The following is a 16,518-nucleotide window of genomic DNA, read 5'->3' as shown; positions in this document are numbered from 1 at the left end:
TCTGGGTGCTTTTTTATTAGCTTAAATTAGCCTGCAGCAGCGTCAACTACTGGAATCTTGCCAATTTTCGCTTGCCAGATTTTTGGAGCAGTCGCGTGTACAGATGTACCATTTACGTCAACTGCAACAGAAACAGGCATATCTTTCACTACAAACTTGTAGATCGCTTCCATACCCAGATCAGCAAATGCAACCACTTCAGCTTCACGGATTGCTTTAGATACGAGGTATGCAGCACCACCTACAGCCATGAGGTAAGTCGCTTTGTTGTCTTTAATTGCTTCAACAGCAGCAGGACCACGGTCCGCTTTACCGATCATGCCATAAAGACCAGTTGCTTCTAATACTTGGCGAGTGAATTTATCCATACGAGTTGCAGTTGTTGGACCTGCAGGACCTACAACTTCGTCACCTACTGGATCAACAGGACCTACGTAGTAGATAAATTTGCCTTTCAGATCAACAGGAAGTTCTTCACCGTTGTTCAGCATGTCTACCATACGTTTGTGTGCAGCATCACGACCAGTATAGATTGTACCGTTTAGAAGCAGCGTATCACCTGGTTTCCAAGAGTTCATTTCTTCTTGAGTAATGTTATCTAGGTCAACACGTTTAGAAGATGAAGAATCCCAAGTAACTGATGGATAGTCTTCAAGGCTTGGTGCTTGAATATGCGCAACGCCTGAACCATCAAGTGTGAAGTGTGCGTGACGGGTTGCAGCACAGTTCGGGATCATGCCGACTGGTTTGCCCGCAGCGTGACAAGGGTAATCTTTGATCTTGATGTCTAGAACAGTGGTTAAACCGCCAAGACCTTGAGCACCAATGCCCAACGCGTTTACTTTCTCGAAGATTTCGATACGAAGTTCTTCAAGTTTGTTTTGTGGACCACGACGAAGCAATTCGTCCATGTTGATCTCTTCCATCAATGCTTCTTTTGCAAGCATCATAGCTTTTTCAGCAGTACCACCAATACCGATACCCAGCATACCAGGAGGACACCAGCCTGCACCCATAGTTGGAACAGTTTTCAATACCCAATCCACGATTGAGTCAGATGGGTTCAACATTGCCAGTTTAGATTTGTTTTCTGAACCGCCACCCTTAGCAGCAACAGTGATGTCTACTTTATTACCTGGAACAAGTTTGTGGTAGATCACAGCAGGCGTGTTGTCTTTGGTGTTCTTACGGCCAAAAGCAGGGTCAGCCAGTACAGATGCACGAAGTACGTTAGAGTTTTCAAGATAACCTTGACGTACACCTTCGTTGATCGCATCGTCGAGGCTCATGGTTAAATCAAATTTAACGTCCATGCCCACTTCAACAAATACGTTGACGATACCAGTATCCTGGCAGATAGGGCGGTGGCCTTCTGCACACATGCGTGAGTTAATTAAGATTTGCGCGATCGCATCTTTCGCAGCTTTGTTCTCTTCACGGTCGTACGCACGGCTCATCGCTTGGATGAAGTCTTGTGGATGATAGTAAGAAATGAACTGAAGCGCATCTTTAACCGATGTGATCAAGTCATCTTGCTTGATAATAGTTGTCATACAAATATCTCTTGAGCGGGCTGTTAGCTAGCGGGCTAAATTATAAGACAAATGAATCCGGTTGTGGGCGTTTTGCAGGGACATTGGCCAAAAGTTTATAGTTTAAGCAATAAGGCATATTACTTTGGCTGAGAGATCTGTTAAAAATGACCAGTTTTTGTCATATTTACTGTCATATTTCAGCTTAAAGTTTATTTAAATATAATTAATTTTATTTTAAATATTTGATTTTTATTAGTTAATTAAAATTAGGAAAATTTCATCATTGTCATATAACTGTCATAAAAGTTTTACATAATGCGCTTATCAAATGAATGATGAGTTTTCTTTATGACCCTGACTAGTGTATTGATGGTAATTGCTTTTAGTCTTTATATCGCTGCTACTTGGTTCTACGGCCAGAAAGAAGATCAAGCTTAAGCTTTATCTTCTTTTTTACATTTTAAGAGCTAAAAAATTAGCCTATCTTCAAATCTTCAAATCTTCAAATCTTCAAATCTTCAAATCTTCAAATTACCTTAATAAAAAAAACAATATTTCAATCATCTTGCCCTTGCCACAACATGCCTGTGACATAGTTATTTTTCTTCATTACATTATTAACCCAGAAAAACCCAAAGCCTGAAAACCCTTACACACAGCCAATTTTTTAGGGCTTAGACTGAGGTCTCTCAACTTCTATAAATAGGGCAATTGGAATGAGTAACTTTAATACAAATAACATCAAAGAACATGCTTCAGTAATTGCTTCAGATGGTACTCAAGTTGGTAAAGTGGATCATTTAGAAGGTCAGGACAAGATTAAATTGACAAGAAGTGATGACGAGAATAATGAGCATCATCTGATTCCGATCAGCTGGGTAAGCGAAGTGAAAGATGACAGCGTGATCTTGAATAAAACAGCAGAAGATGTGCACAAAGAATGGACCACGGTATAGGCATGATCTTTGCCTGACTTATTCTGGTTTGGCTTAAATAGTCAAACTGGATGTAAGTTTAAAATAGGCAAGTCTGATCTGTTAAAGTGGTAAATGCCAGCCTGTTCGGCTGGCATTTCTTTTGTGTCATCAATCTGTTTATTTTAGTTTCATTTACTCATAGAGCAGATTAAGAACCTGCATAATTTTTTGAGCTAGATAATCTGTAGATTATAGAACGTCTAATAATTACTGAGAAAACTTATAAAATAGATCAATAAAAAAACCACCCGATCTTTTGATCGGATGGTTGTGGAGTGTTAAAGAAAATTAACTAGCTTGCTGATCAGCCTGAATCGCAGTTAAAGCAATGGTAAATACAATGTCATCGACCAGCGCACCACGTGACAGGTCATTCACCGGCTTGTTCAAGCCTTGCAGCATTGGACCGACACTCACGACATTTGCTGCACGTTGTACCGCTTTATAAGTGGTATTACCGGTATTTAGGTCAGGGAAGATAAACACATTAGCACGACCAGCGACTTGTGAATCTGGTGCTTTCTGACGACCCACACTTTCAACTGAAGCGGCATCGTATTGCAGTGGACCATCAATCAACAGATCAGGACGACGTTGCTTGGCAATCTCAGTCGCTTTCACCACTTTTTCTACATCTGCACCTGTACCTGAAGTACCGGTAGAGTAAGAAATCATAGCAATGCGCGGATCAATGCCAAAGGCTTTTGCAGAGTCAGCAGACTGAATTGCAATTTCAGCCAGTTGTTCAGCATCTGGATCTGGATTAATCGCACAGTCACCATAGACATAGACTTCATCTGGCAGCAGCATAAAGAATACTGAGGAAACCAGTGAATATTCAGGTGCTGTCTTGATCAACTGGAAAGCAGGACGAACGGTATTGGCAGTCGTATGTACTGCACCAGAAACCAGACCATCCACTTGATCAAGTGCCAGCATCATGGTGCCGAGTACCACAGTATCCTGTAGCTGTTCACGCGCCTGCAATTCGTTGATTTTGCCTTTACGCAGTTCAACCATTTTTTCGACATAATTCTCGCGAATCAGGTCGGGATCAATAATTTCAAGATCGTGCGGTAATTCAATATTGCGTGCTTTGGCAACTTCAACCACTTCTTCCGGTTTTGCCAATAAGATACAGTGTGCAATCCCGCGAGATTGACAGATTGCAGCTGCCTGAATGGTACGCGGCTCATCACCTTCCGGAAGCACAATACGCTTTTTCGCAGCAATCGATTTTTGTACCAGTTCATGACGGAATGCAGAAGGCGACAGACGTGGTTTGTAAGAACCATTGATTAGCTGTGCAATCCATTCTTCATTTAAGTGACTGGATACAAAACGGGTCACCTGTTCAGCACGTTCAGTATCATCACATGGAATTTCATTGCTTAAATTGGCCAGACTTTGGGCAGTTTCAAAAGTGCTGAGTGGCGTATGCAGAATAGGCAGGCCATGTTTGATTGCTGTCTGGCAGAACTCCAGTACTGCCGAATTTGGCTCATAATGTTCAGTCAGCACCAGACCTGCCAATGGAATGCCATTGCTGCTCGCCAGGCTACTTGCCAGCAGGACATCAATGCGGTCTGATGCACTGATAATCAGCTCGCCAGCCACGAATTTATGCAACTCATGTTCAATGTTGGACGCAATTAAACTGCTGTGTAAGACACGGCGCTGCTTTGCTTCACCCAAGTTCACCCAGTCTGCTGAAATATGCGCTGCCAGGTCAGAAATACGTGGCACACTTAAAGTATTGCTGAATGGAACCAGACCAATCACTGGAAGCTTTTCAGAACCAATATGGGCATGGGTTTTTTGAATATCAGCTATAAATTTGTTGGTATCACTAATCAGACGTAAACCAGGATCAATGGTCACCGGGATCTGGGCAGAATCTTCCGGTAAGCCTTTGGTGCGCATAAACAATACGCCAGCCATACGGGTAGAAGAGGACCCACCCAAATAACGTAATTGGCTTTCAACTTTTTCAGCTGCCACTTCAGGCTGGTTGATATCAGCATTGCTGACAATAATGACTTTGGCATCTAGTGCCTGTGCCAAGGCTGCATTAAAGCTTGGCGCAAAGGTATCGCGGCTATTGGGTACCAAACCTTCAACAATAATCAGGTCGTGATTTTTGGCAATCTCACGATGCAGGCGTACTGCATCTTCAAGCAATTCATCTGTTTCACCAAGATTAAAGCGCTGAATCAGACTTTCATAAGCAATCGGTTCAACGGTTTCACTTTGGGATAAATGACGATAGAGTGCTGTAGTGCGATCTGTATCCTGACTTTTTTCTTGTGAAAAAGGTTTCACAAAGCCTGCCTTTACCCCTTGGCATTCTAAAGCATATACCAAACCTAAACAGGCTGAAGTTAAGCCGACGCCTTCCCCGGTCGGCACCAATAAAATCGTTTTCATAAGTAATATCAGTCGCGCAATAATAGAAATTAGGTAAAAGGGAACCGGGCTTGCTTATGCAAGCGCAGCTTCAGGTTCAGACTTTTTTGCAGTGGCTTGCTCCACTTCATGCTCTACCACATAATGAGTTTCTTTCGCGATTCGGCCTTCTTCATCAGTTGGAACTACCCAGATTTGTGGGCCTGTACCGTTATCGATCCGGCCTTCAGTGCCGCGTTTCAAACTACTATTAGCGTCTTTATCCAGGTTGAAACCGAAATGTGGTAAATAAGTCATGGTTTTTTCACGGATATACGCCGAGTTTTCACCAATACCCCCAGTAAAGAACAGACCATCAATACGTGGCAGACCACAGCTTAAAGCAGCTAAAGATTTCGCCAGACGGTAGCAGAATACTTCAATCGCAAGTGTCGCATCTTCATTGCCTTGTTCTGAGGCTTCAATCAGAGTACGCATGTCATTAGACAGGTTGTCAGACAAACCAAGCAAGCCACTTTCTTTATTCAGCATCTTGTCAATTTTATATACATCCCAGCCTAGGTTTGCAGCCAGGAAGCTATGCAAACTTGGATCGACATCACCACTACGGGTCCCCATCACCACACCTTCAAGTGGCGTCAGACCCATTGAGGTATCTACACTTTGGCCATTCCACACCGCACAGGTCGAACTACCATTACCGAGATGTGCTGTTAACCAGCCACCTTGCTTAAAGCTGCCAGCCAGTTCAGAACCGCGATCGGAGACATAAGCATGGCTGGTACCATGGAAACCATAACGACGTACGCCATATTCGGTATAAAGGAATTTAGGCAGGGCATAACGGTAAGCATGTGCCGGCATGGTTTGATGGAAAGCTGTGTCGAATACTGCGACTTGTGGCAAATCTGGGAATAAACGTTTAGTCGCTTCGATCCCGATCAGGTGAGCCGGATTGTGTAAAGGCGCAAGTGGAGTTGCTTCGCGAATTTTTTCAATAATTTCGTCAGTAATCAGTTCAGCTTTGGTCAGACTGCCGCCATGTACCACGCGGTGACCAATGGCATCCGGCTTGTAGTTCGCCAAACGCTCTAAACCTACTTCTAATGCTTTTTTATGATCTGCAAAAGGAATATGAATATCGACGGGTTCATTGCCGACAGTCACACCTTTAATACGGGCATTTTCTGTGCCTAAGTTCTCAGCTAAGCCGTGAATACGGAAATTCTGTTCTTCAAGCAATAGGGCAAACTTGATTGAAGAAGAGCCACAATTAATAACTAATACTGATTTAGACACGATTGTTTACCCGATTCTAATTAAAATTCTCATCCATTTCGTTGACCTGTCTGCTGGCAAAAGCGACATAAGATAGGTCTGTGATCATGTTTTAACATGGGTTTTTTTACTGTCCTAGATAGACTTTAGCCGATTAGACTTAAGCATTATCGACCTCAGCGACAATAATAATTAAAATTTATCAGTTCATAGTTTTCATTTATAAATAAAATACTGTTAAAAAATGATCTATTAAACTGTAACTTATATTTCTTAAAAAGAATGTTTATTTATTCTATCTTTTAAGTATGGATATGAAGAAATTATATACAATTTTATAAAGGCTTTGTATTTACTTGAACATGTCTTTTATCAACTCACTGCATAAAAATCAGCCTTGCGAACAAGGCTGATTTTATTATCTATTTACTGACGAATCTGACCATCACCAAAGACTACCCATTTCTGGGAAGTCAAACCTTCCAGACCAACCGGGCCACGGGCATGAATCTTATCCGTCGAAATACCGATTTCCGCACCCAGGCCATATTCGAAGCCGTCAGCAAAGCGGGTAGAGGCATTGATCATGACTGAACTCGAATCTACACCTGCTAAAAATTCACGAGCGATGCTGTAATTCTCAGTGATGATTGAATCGGTATGATGTGAGCCATATTTATTGATATGTTCAATGGCTTCCTCAACACCCGATACGATTTTAACTGCCAGAATCGGACCCAGATACTCGGTGTACCAGTCTTCTTCTGTTGCGGCAACTACCTGATTGCCCAAGATACGCTGGGTTTCACGACAACCGCGAAGCTCTACCTGTTTTTCCTGATACAATTCAGCAATTCGAGGTAGGAAATCTTCAGCCACTTTTTCATCAACCAGCAAAGTTTCCATGGCATTACATACACCATAACGATGGGTTTTGGCATTTAAAGCAATGGGCAGTGCTTTGAGCAGATCGGCCTGTGCTTCGACATAGACATGACAATTCCCGTCCAGATGTTTAATCACAGGTACACGTGCTTCTTCAGTAATGCGTTCAATTAAGCCTTTACCACCACGCGGTACGATCACATCGACATATTCAGTCAGGGTAATCAGCTGGCCAACTGCAGCACGGTCAGTCGTATTAATCACCTGAACTGACGCTTCAGGTAAGCCTGCCACTTTTAAGCCATGCTGGATGGCAGTTGCAATGGCCTGGTTAGATTCCAGAGCTTCTGAACCGCCACGCAGAATAATCGCATTTCCGGATTTCAATGCCAATGAAGCAGCTTCCAAGGTTACATTGGGACGTGATTCATAAATCATGCCCACTACGCCCAAAGGCACACGCATCTTGCCAAGCTGAATGCCGGTAGGACGGTAAGCCATATCGGTGATTTCACCAATTGGATCTTTCAAGCTGATCACATCTTTCAGGCCCTGTAACATACCTTTAAAGCGTGCGGGGTTGAGTTCTAAGCGATCAAGCAGGGCACTATCCAGATTGTTCTGGTGAGCTTTATTCATATCAATCTGATTGGCAGCCAGAATAGCGGCCTGACTGTTTTCTAAAGCGGTATAAATTGCTGACAATGTGCTGTTTTTAGTTTGGGTAGACGCACGAGCCAAAATGCGAGAAGCCTGGCGTGCCTGCTGTCCTACCGTTTGCATGTATTGTTCAATAGACTCTTGCATAGCGGTTCAATCACTTAGAAATTTCACTTTGATATTAACAGTCTGATGCCGGACAATGAAGCCCAACACTTAAAAATCATAAGCTTTTCACTGTTTCTAAACATTTTGAAATTGTTTTATCTTTAAAAGCAGATAAGTGGTTGTCGAATCAGTTGCTTGTGAAAAGCCGCTCTGTATAGAATGAAATGTAGCGACATAGATGTCATTGATATAATTACTACAGCACAGGATGCGTGTTCAGGATAATCGGAATAATCCTGAAGCATAAGATCTGTAAATAATGACTTGCACAATAAAAATAAGGCAAGGACGGAGGAAAGGAATATGAATTCCATTATCCAGATGGATGCCCAGGCATTGGACCAACATAGCCATTACGGTTTTTTTGATCTTTATGATAAGCACAGTTTCAAGCAACCAGCACGTACGACATGGATCGATGGCTGGAAAATCGAGTATATGGCCATTGCGCGTCCTGATACTTTGCATATGCGCCCAATGGTGATTATTGGGGGAGCTTTTCAGAACTTTAATTCTTACAAATATTGTGTAGAACAGTTATTTGATGCGGGACCTATTATTTTAATTGATTTACCTTCCATGGGGGCCAACCAGCAAATTACTAACGTTGATACCGGCTTATCCGCAGGAACACTTGAACTGGAAGATCTGGCAGCGATGCTAGGCCAATGGCTGGAGCAGATGCAACTACCTAAGGTGGCTATTCTAGGGATGTCTTTAGGTTCGGTGGTTGCTTCCTGTCTGGCGGATCAGCGCCCTGAACTGGTAGATCGTATGATTTTAATGGGTGTGATGCAAAAGACCCGCAAAAGCTGGCGCATGCTGCTGGAAGAATCTCTGCATTTAATGAAAGAACAGCGCATGGACGAATTTGGCCAAGCAGTAATTCTGTATCTGGTTAATCATGCACGTTTAAAAGAAACCCGTATGTCGCCAACAGCAAAACGGTTGTTCTTTAAGCAGATGTCAGAATTTACAGCGACAGAACAGGACCGCTATGACATTAATTGTAATCGTCTTTTAAGACTGACCAATGTACCGATTCCTCAATGTAAGGTTCTAGTCGCATGCGGGCAATATGACAGCTTTACCTTGCCACATGAAAATGCCAATTTTGCCCTGCAATGTCCAAACATGCAGTATGTGCAGATTGCTTCTGCAGATCATGTGCCTCAGTTACAGCGCCGTAAAGAAACCATGCATCTATTTGCAACTTTCTTGCGTGATGAGCCGGTTGATCAGCTCGAAGGTATTATTCCGTTCACCCGTGAACAGATGCAGCAGATCGAACGGCGCGGTGAAGAGCGGATTACGGTTCAGGATCCACAGCGTTATTTAAGTCATCGCCATTCTGATCTGGTACTCAAGACAGAAATTGTCGATATGAATTTCTTTGGGGTATTGCTGGAATTGGAACCTGGATTAACCGATCAGGCAGCCGCATATCCACGAGATTTGGCTTTACATTTGGAAGATGAAGAAGGCGAGTTTAAGATCGAATGTTTAATCTTCGAGCATGATGGCACTCAGTTACGTGCTTTGTTCAAGCATGGCAGTTTTGATGTAGCAGAGCGTTTATTACGCTTTGTCCAGAAAGAGAAAGCCCTTCAACAGGCTGAAGTATTCGATGCAGTCATCTAATCAATAAAATTCATAAAAAAACAGCGTAATTAAACGCTGTTTTTTTTCACTGCATGAATCATCCAGACTAAATCTCCCAAATGTTCATCCTGTTCATAATGAGGATTCTGCTGTCGAGGTTCTGCGAAATAACGTTGTGGCTGTTCGACCTCCACTTGCATAAACCCAGTTTGCTGAAAAAACTGCTGTAGTTCTTGGGGTGATTTAAAATGAAAGGTAAATGCACTGCGTGACATGAATTTTAGCAGACGGCTGCAGGTCCAGATAAAGCTTGCCAGTTTATTTTTGACCGGTTCAGGATAAATATCACTGAGATAATGCACTTCACTAAAGCCTTGACCATATTCGGTAATGCCTTTGAGTAAAGTAAACAGCATCTTTTGATCAAAGTAATTGATCAGGCCTTCACTAATAATCACTAGAGGCTGTTGTGGGTCAAAGACTTTAAAAATATTCGCCAGTTCTGCACTAAAAATATCGGCACTCAATACTTCCGGGGCATCCTGATCAATCTGCTGCAAAGCATTGGTTTTGATCCTGGCCATATCGGGCAGATCCAGCTCCCGATAATTAATCCCGGGAAACTTCTGTCTAAAATTCCAGCTGCGTGGAGAAAGACCACTGGCAATTTCCAGTACCTGTAACTGAGGATATTTACTAATTAACTGGCTTAGGTGTTCATCAATCATTTGATGACGCTGTTTCAGGGTAGTGCGCATACTACCACCTACATGACGCTCAGCCCATGACTCCAGCGGATGAACCAGTTTGGCAAGGAATTTGCCTTTAGAGGTGGCAAATACCGGATGTGAAATCCCCATTTTGTACCAGATATAGCCGGTATAATGTGCAGTAAAAGAAATATGGCGATGTTGTGAAAGAGATTCTGTCATGTCGTCCTGACCTTATTGTTGTTTTAATTCAATGCTGCTCATTAATATAGCAGTCTTTTCAACATGATAATAAAAAAGGAACACCTTGTCGTGTTCCTTTGTCGTATTCAGATCATTAAAAAATTACAGAACCTGATCTTTAAACTGGCTGATTTCATCACGGATCTGGCGCCATTCATCTCCAAGATCCAGTTCAGTGCCGATCTGAATCTCTGGAATTTTTCCACGCATACGTTCCAGACGCTGCTGATTTGGCAGCGGTAGCTCCTGAATGCCCTCAAGCGCAATACATTGTGCTGCGCGATCATTGCAGACCAATCCCATATCACAACCTGCTTTCAATGCCGCCTGAATACGAGCATCGGCACCGCCAGCCACACAGGCAGCCTGCATGCTTAAATCATCCGAGAACAGTACGCCGTCGAAGCCAAGTTCTTGGCGTAACACTTTCTGAATCCAGAATTCTGAGAAACCGGCTGGATTTGGATCTACCTGACTATAGATGACATGGGCAGGCATAAGCGCATCCAGTTGTGATTGTAACTGGATAAAAGTCTGCATATCTTTTTGCTGGATTTCTTCATAGCTGCGCATATCAATGGCAGCGGCTACATGCGAATCTGCTTTAACCGAACCATGTCCCGGGAAATGCTTACCAGTTGAAGCCATGCCAGCACGTTTCATACCTTTCAGGAAAGCACCAGCTAGTGGAATAATATCCTGAATATTTTTGGCAAAGCTGCGGTCACCAATCACATCGCTAATATCATTTAAATCCAGCACAGGCGCAAAACTAAAATCAATTCCGACAGCCAGTACTTCGGTGGCCATCAACCAGCCACATTTCTCGGCCAGTTCCAGCGCTTTTTCACGATCGGTCTGGTAAAGCTCACCAAATTTACCCATAGCAGGTAGCAGAGTAAAACCTTGTTTGAGGCGCTGTACACGGCCACCTTCCTGATCCACCGCAATCAGAATATCTGGACGGACCTGACGCATATGATCAGTCAAAGTGCGGACTTGGGCAGGAGATTCAATATTGCGACCGAATAAAATCACACCACCGACTTGTGGTGCACCCAAGAGTTCAATATCTTCTTGAGTAAGGGTAGTGCCTGCGATGTCGAGCATCAATGCGCCAATCATATGCGGAATCCATTTTCGAATTTTCGGGGAAAACAATACCTGAATTCTGCAATGATTTGCTACACTTTGTCAGCACAGAATATGATAAAACTACACGACATAAACATATTAAGTTGTTTAAGATGCTGAATACTTTAAGTTCTGCTCGAAAAGCAACACGGTCAAATTGGTCTTGAGGCCAAGGAAGTACGAATTATTTATGAAATTTCAAACAATAGCTTGTGCAGTTGCGATTGCGACAGGCGGATTATTTTTTACCCATGTGGTGAATGATGCAATTGCAGCTGATGGTAAAGAAGTAGTCAGCAAAGCAGTGCTTCAACCTTCTCAAGAACAGGCATTGGTATCCCGACAACTGGCAACTCTCGTTGATCGCCAACATTATTTGAATATGCGTCTGGATGCTCAGACTTCACAGCGTATCTTTGATTTTTATATTGATAGTCTGGATGCAGATCACAGTCTTTTTCTGGCATCTGAAATAGAAGATTATAAAAAACGCTATGGTGCTACTTTTGGTGCCAATCTGAAAGCCGGTAATTTGTCTGGCCCTTATGAAATTCATGCGCAGTATCGTGAGCGTTTAGCCCAGTTCTATACCTTTATGCTGGAAGAACTGAAAAAGCCGCAAAACCTGAACCAGAAGAATGTATATATCGAAACGGATCGCGAAAAAGCACCGTTCTTTAAAACTCAGGCTGAACAGCGTGCTCACTGGTCAAAAATGCTGGTTTCTCAGCTCATCAATCTGACTATTAGTAAGGAAGAAGAGCAGGCCAAGCAGAATGCACTCAAAGCCAACCCTGAACTGGCGAATGGTCAGGACCTGACTGGGCCAGAAGATTTAACGCCTGCTCAAACTCTGACCAAACGTTATACCCGTCAGTTAGAACGTCTCAGCCGGATCAAGAGCGATGATGTGCTGGACAAAACCCTGAATGCGATGATGCTGACTTACGATCCACACAGTAATTATTTCCCGCCTGTAGATGCGATGGAGCTGAACCGTCAGACCACCTTACAGCTGGAAGGGATTGGGGTGTCGATTCGTCCGGAACGTGGTAATGAAGATTACACCAAGATTGAAACCATTGTAGAAGGTGGGCCTGCCAGCAAATCAGGACAGGTAAAATCAGGTGACCGTATTGTTGGCGTTGCTCAAGACGGCGAACAGATGGTTGATGTGGTCGGCTGGCCGAGCAATGAAATTGTTGGCCTGATTCGTGGTAAGCGCGGCACCAAAGTAACGCTGAAGTTATTAGGCCCGGGTGCGACCATGGGACAGGCGCGTAATGTCAGTCTTGTACGTGATGTGATTCAGGAAGAAGATGCCGGGGTTAGAACCCGTACCGTTGAAATCCAGCGTGATGGTAAAAAATATCAGTACGGTGTGATTGAAATTCCATCTTTCTATCTGAACTATCGTGCCCGTCGTGCAGGTACTGACTACCGTTCTGTATCAGAAGATACCAATAAGGCCCTGAAAGAGCTGGCTGCGAAGAATGTTGCCGGTATTATTGTAGACTTGCGTAATAACCCGGGTGGTTCACTTGAAGAAGTGGCACGCATGCTAGGACAGGTGATCAAGTCGGGTCCTGTGGTTCAGATTCGTGATGGTAACGGTAATGTTAGCGTCTTTGAAGATGATGATGGCGGTGCGCAAACCTATGCTGGCCCATTGGCAGTAATGGTGAACCTGGCTTCTGCATCTGCAAGTGAAATTTATTCGGCGGCGATTCAGGATTATGAACGCGGCATCGTGATCGGTAGTACCACAACGGGTAAAGGAACTGCACAGGTTCAGCTGGATAGCTTGGCACATGGTCAGGCAACGCTGACCCAGCGTAAGTTCTATCGTGTGACCGGTGGTAGTACCCAAAACAAGGGCGTGATTCCGGATATCAAGCTGGTCGACATCTATAATGAAGAGTTTGGTGAACGTAAGGCTAAAAATGCCCTAGAGTGGGATACGATTCCAACTGCGCCATTTAAACGTGAAGGTGTGGTACAGAAATATGTACCGGAACTGGCCAAGTTATCTCAACAGCGTGTCGCTCAGAACCCTCAATTCAAGTATCTGGAACAGCGTACAGCGGCTATGAAAAAAGTCGAAGACCAAAAACGTGTAGTTCTGGATCTGGAACAGCGTAAAGCTGAGTTGCTGGATATCGAGCGTAAAGCTTTAGAAGCTGAAAATGCCCGCCGTGCGGCAACCGGCCTGAAACCTTATCCGAACTGGGAAAGTTATCAGGCTTCTCTGGATGCCATGGTTGAAGCTCGAGCGAAAATGAAAGCCAAAGAGCGTCCGGCATTACCGGAAGAAGAAGCTTTTGTACTGGAAGCCGCGCATGTCTTGGCTGACTATGCTCAAGCACAGTCAAAACAGTAACTTTCACATAAAGTAATACAGTTTCTAAAACAGCCTATCTCGATAGGCTGTTTTTTTGTGCAAATAGAATGCAATATCAATTAAATATAAAGTGCTATGTAACTAAATAAAAAAGAAAAATTTGTGATTTATGTCGAATAAAAAAGCTGGAATATTAAATTTAATCAATTGATAAAATCTCAAAGACTTCTAATATATAAGCTTAATTTTTTATTTTATCGATTCAGGGCAATTTTAAACTCCACTCCAGCTACTGAAGAGATAAAAATATTGCAATAAATTTTGTATATGGCTTCAAGTTTGAAGCAGTCGGGATGAACTCTGAAAAGAGTATTTTATTTTTTATAGGGCGTAAATTTAGCGGGGAATCGTGCGAATACAGCTGTGCAATAAAATAAAAATGATCGCCCAGATGGAACATTTTATATGATTCATGCTCATCATGATGTCAGTCTGCTCATTGGATCGATGGCTGTGGCATTTCTTGCCTGCTATTTGACGCTTACGCTTGAGCAGATGCTATTTCGTAATGTGTCGCTAAGGTTGAAAACCCTTATTTTACTGTTCAGCGGTGGCTTGCTGGGACTGGCGATCTGGGGAATGCATTATGTCGGCATGACGGCAGCTCATTTTCCTGATGCTTATGATATCGATACTGCACTCACATTAAGTTCTTATGTGATTGGCTTTGTGGGAGCAACCTTTGCCATCTGGCTCACTACCCGTAAAACCTTGCCTTGTGCCCGCTTGATTCTAGGTGCTGTTCTGATGGGGCTGGGCATGTCAGGAATGCACTATGTGGGCATGCTGGGCCTGAATGTTAAAAATCATGTGACTGCCTATCATCCTTTATTAATGATTTGTTCGATCCTGATTGCAACGAGTGGAGCGGGACTCAGTTTTTGGGTGGCCTTCAAATATCGACAGGCAGTGCAAAGTACAATCCGGATGAAGCTCGTGGTCGCGAGTATGCTCACGTTGACCATTGTCGGGATGCATTATACGGGTATGGCGGCACTTAGTTTTTATGAAGATGCCCATCCATTGCCCCAAGTCAGTCATTCACACTATGACTTGTTATTTTCAGTCATCCTGATTAGTTGTCTGGTACTGGTGACTGCATTTGGTGTAGCCATGCTGGAGTTACGCTTTGAATCACGTAACCGTCAGCTAATGCTGGCCAATAAAGAGCTGGCGAATCAGGCGATTCAAGATAATCTTACCAAACTGCCAAACCGATTATATCTAGTCAAATATGCACAATTGCTATTTTCTGGCCGGCAGCAAGATACCCAGCATGAAATCGCTTTTTTATATATTGACCTAGACCGTTTTAAAGCCGTGAATGATGTGTTTGGCCATCACGTTGGGGATCAGCTACTGATTCAGCTGGCTTATCGTATTCATCAAATTCTGGGAGATGATTCCAAACTGCTACGCATCGGTGGCGATGAATTTCTGCTGGTGCTGGAAAATACTTCAGTAGAGCAGGCCTCGAAAATATCGGAAAGGATTCTGGAACTAATTCAGGAAAGTTTCCAGATCAGTGGCAAGACTATCAATATTTCGGGCAGTATCGGGATCGCGATGTATCCGAAGCATGGCCAGAATCTGCAAGATCTGCTGATCAATGCAGATGCCGCCATGTTGACTTCCAAGTATCAGGGACGAAATACCTATTCGGTTTTTAATTTCTCGACTGATCAGCATGAAAGCAAGAGCCAGAGCAAACTGATCAATGATCTGTATAAGGCAGTAGAAGAACAGCAATTTATCTTGGTTTATCAGCCAAAATTTACCCATGATGAGCAGATCTGTGGTGTAGAAGCGCTAATCCGCTGGAAGCACCCATTGCATGGTTTGCTGGGTCCAAATATGTTTATTCCGGGGGCAGAAAAAACCGGTCTGATTATTCCGATGGGCTACTGGGCTTTAGAGCAGGCCTGTAAACAGATTCAGCTCTGGGAAACTGATCATGCTGATTTTTTCCCGATCGGTGTCAATTTATCTGCGGTTCAGTTTGAGCATAAGCATCTGATCAGTACGCTGGAGCAGCTACTCAGTCAATATAAAATTGATCCTCAACATTTGATGATTGAGATTACTGAATCGACTGCCATGCATCACATTGATTCGAGTATCCGGACTTTGCAGCAGTTGCGTCAGATGGGCATCCAGCTGGCGATTGATGATTTTGGTACCGGGCATTCCAGCTTTCTGTATTTAAAAAACCTGCCTGTCGATGAGCTGAAAATTGACAAGGAGTTTATTCAGGGTCTGAGTGCAGGTTCCAAGGAAGAAATGATTCTGGAAAGTATTATTCAGCTGGCCATTAAACTCGGCCTGAAAGTAACGGCTGAAGGAATTGAAACTGTACAGCAAGCAGAAATTTTGACCCGTTTAGGCTGTCAGCAGATGCAGGGCTATCTGCTGGGTAAACCGATGGATGTCGAGCAACTTGAAGCTAGGGCCTTGGTTTCTTGAACTCAGTAAATCACTATTTAGAAATTTTTATGATTAAGCTAATCAATTGTAAATTA

10 protein-coding genes are annotated in these 16,518 nt (G+C 43.3%); 4 read left to right on the top strand and 6 right to left on the bottom strand.

What is annotated here, in order from left to right; translation table 11 throughout:
* Positions 1 to 26: 26 nt before the first annotated feature.
* Positions 27 to 1,553 (bottom strand): fumarate hydratase, encoded by a 1,527-nt coding sequence (locus AC4MCD_RS12265; RefSeq protein WP_005232211.1) that lies wholly within the window; start codon positions 1,551 to 1,553, stop codon positions 27 to 29.
* A gap of 698 nt (positions 1,554 to 2,251) precedes the next feature.
* On the opposite strand from AC4MCD_RS12265, the gene AC4MCD_RS12260 reads away from it, so the two are divergent.
* Positions 2,252 to 2,491: a DUF2171 domain-containing protein gene (locus AC4MCD_RS12260; protein WP_419374797.1), complete on the top strand. Its 240-nt coding sequence runs from the start codon at positions 2,252 to 2,254 to the stop codon at positions 2,489 to 2,491.
* 309 nt (positions 2,492 to 2,800) lie between these two features.
* Here AC4MCD_RS12260 and pta read toward each other — a convergent pair whose 3' ends face one another.
* From pta to AC4MCD_RS12245, 3 genes are all read right to left on the bottom strand, one after another.
* Positions 2,801 to 4,939, bottom strand: a complete 2,139-nt coding sequence (gene pta / locus AC4MCD_RS12255; RefSeq protein ID WP_491876196.1) for a phosphate acetyltransferase — start codon at positions 4,937 to 4,939, stop codon at positions 2,801 to 2,803.
* A 54-nt stretch (positions 4,940 to 4,993) separates the two neighbouring features.
* The gene (locus AC4MCD_RS12250; RefSeq protein WP_312332544.1) at positions 4,994 to 6,217 is read right to left on the bottom strand and encodes an acetate/propionate family kinase; all 1,224 of its coding nucleotides are present in this window, start codon (positions 6,215 to 6,217) and stop codon (positions 4,994 to 4,996) included.
* Positions 6,218 to 6,622: 405 nt separating this feature from the next.
* A complete protein-coding gene (locus tag AC4MCD_RS12245; protein WP_419363648.1) occupies positions 6,623 to 7,888 on the bottom strand; it encodes a glutamate-5-semialdehyde dehydrogenase in 1,266 nt (421 codons plus the stop codon).
* 324 nt (positions 7,889 to 8,212) lie between these two features.
* Here AC4MCD_RS12245 and AC4MCD_RS12240 point away from each other — a divergent pair, with 324 nt between their 5' ends.
* Positions 8,213 to 9,550 carry an alpha/beta fold hydrolase gene (locus AC4MCD_RS12240; protein WP_491876195.1) on the top strand — a complete coding sequence of 446 codons (1,338 nt, stop codon included), beginning with the start codon at positions 8,213 to 8,215 and terminating at the stop codon, positions 9,548 to 9,550.
* 29 nt (positions 9,551 to 9,579) lie between these two features.
* On the opposite strand, the gene AC4MCD_RS12235 is transcribed toward AC4MCD_RS12240, so the two are convergent.
* Both AC4MCD_RS12235 and nagZ read right to left on the bottom strand, forming a co-directional pair.
* Positions 9,580 to 10,443: a class I SAM-dependent methyltransferase gene (locus AC4MCD_RS12235; protein WP_419363645.1), complete on the bottom strand. Its 864-nt coding sequence runs from the start codon at positions 10,441 to 10,443 to the stop codon at positions 9,580 to 9,582.
* A gap of 123 nt (positions 10,444 to 10,566) precedes the next feature.
* Positions 10,567 to 11,589 carry a beta-N-acetylhexosaminidase gene (nagZ, locus tag AC4MCD_RS12230; protein ID WP_419374800.1) on the bottom strand — a complete coding sequence of 341 codons (1,023 nt, stop codon included), beginning with the start codon at positions 11,587 to 11,589 and terminating at the stop codon, positions 10,567 to 10,569.
* A gap of 199 nt (positions 11,590 to 11,788) precedes the next feature.
* On the opposite strand from nagZ, the gene AC4MCD_RS12225 reads away from it, so the two are divergent.
* Both AC4MCD_RS12225 and AC4MCD_RS12220 read left to right on the top strand, forming a co-directional pair.
* The gene (locus AC4MCD_RS12225; RefSeq protein WP_419363641.1) at positions 11,789 to 13,978 is read left to right on the top strand and encodes a carboxy terminal-processing peptidase; all 2,190 of its coding nucleotides are present in this window, start codon (positions 11,789 to 11,791) and stop codon (positions 13,976 to 13,978) included.
* A gap of 426 nt (positions 13,979 to 14,404) precedes the next feature.
* Positions 14,405 to 16,462, top strand: a complete 2,058-nt coding sequence (locus AC4MCD_RS12220) for a bifunctional diguanylate cyclase/phosphodiesterase (RefSeq protein ID WP_491876194.1) — start codon at positions 14,405 to 14,407, stop codon at positions 16,460 to 16,462.
* Positions 16,463 to 16,518: the final 56 nt, after the last annotated feature.

The sequence above is a fragment of the Acinetobacter sp. CAU_H_78 genome, from assembly GCF_058599365.1.
Note: the sequence above shows the minus strand (reverse complement) of the source record. Positions and strands in the feature narration are given on the sequence as shown.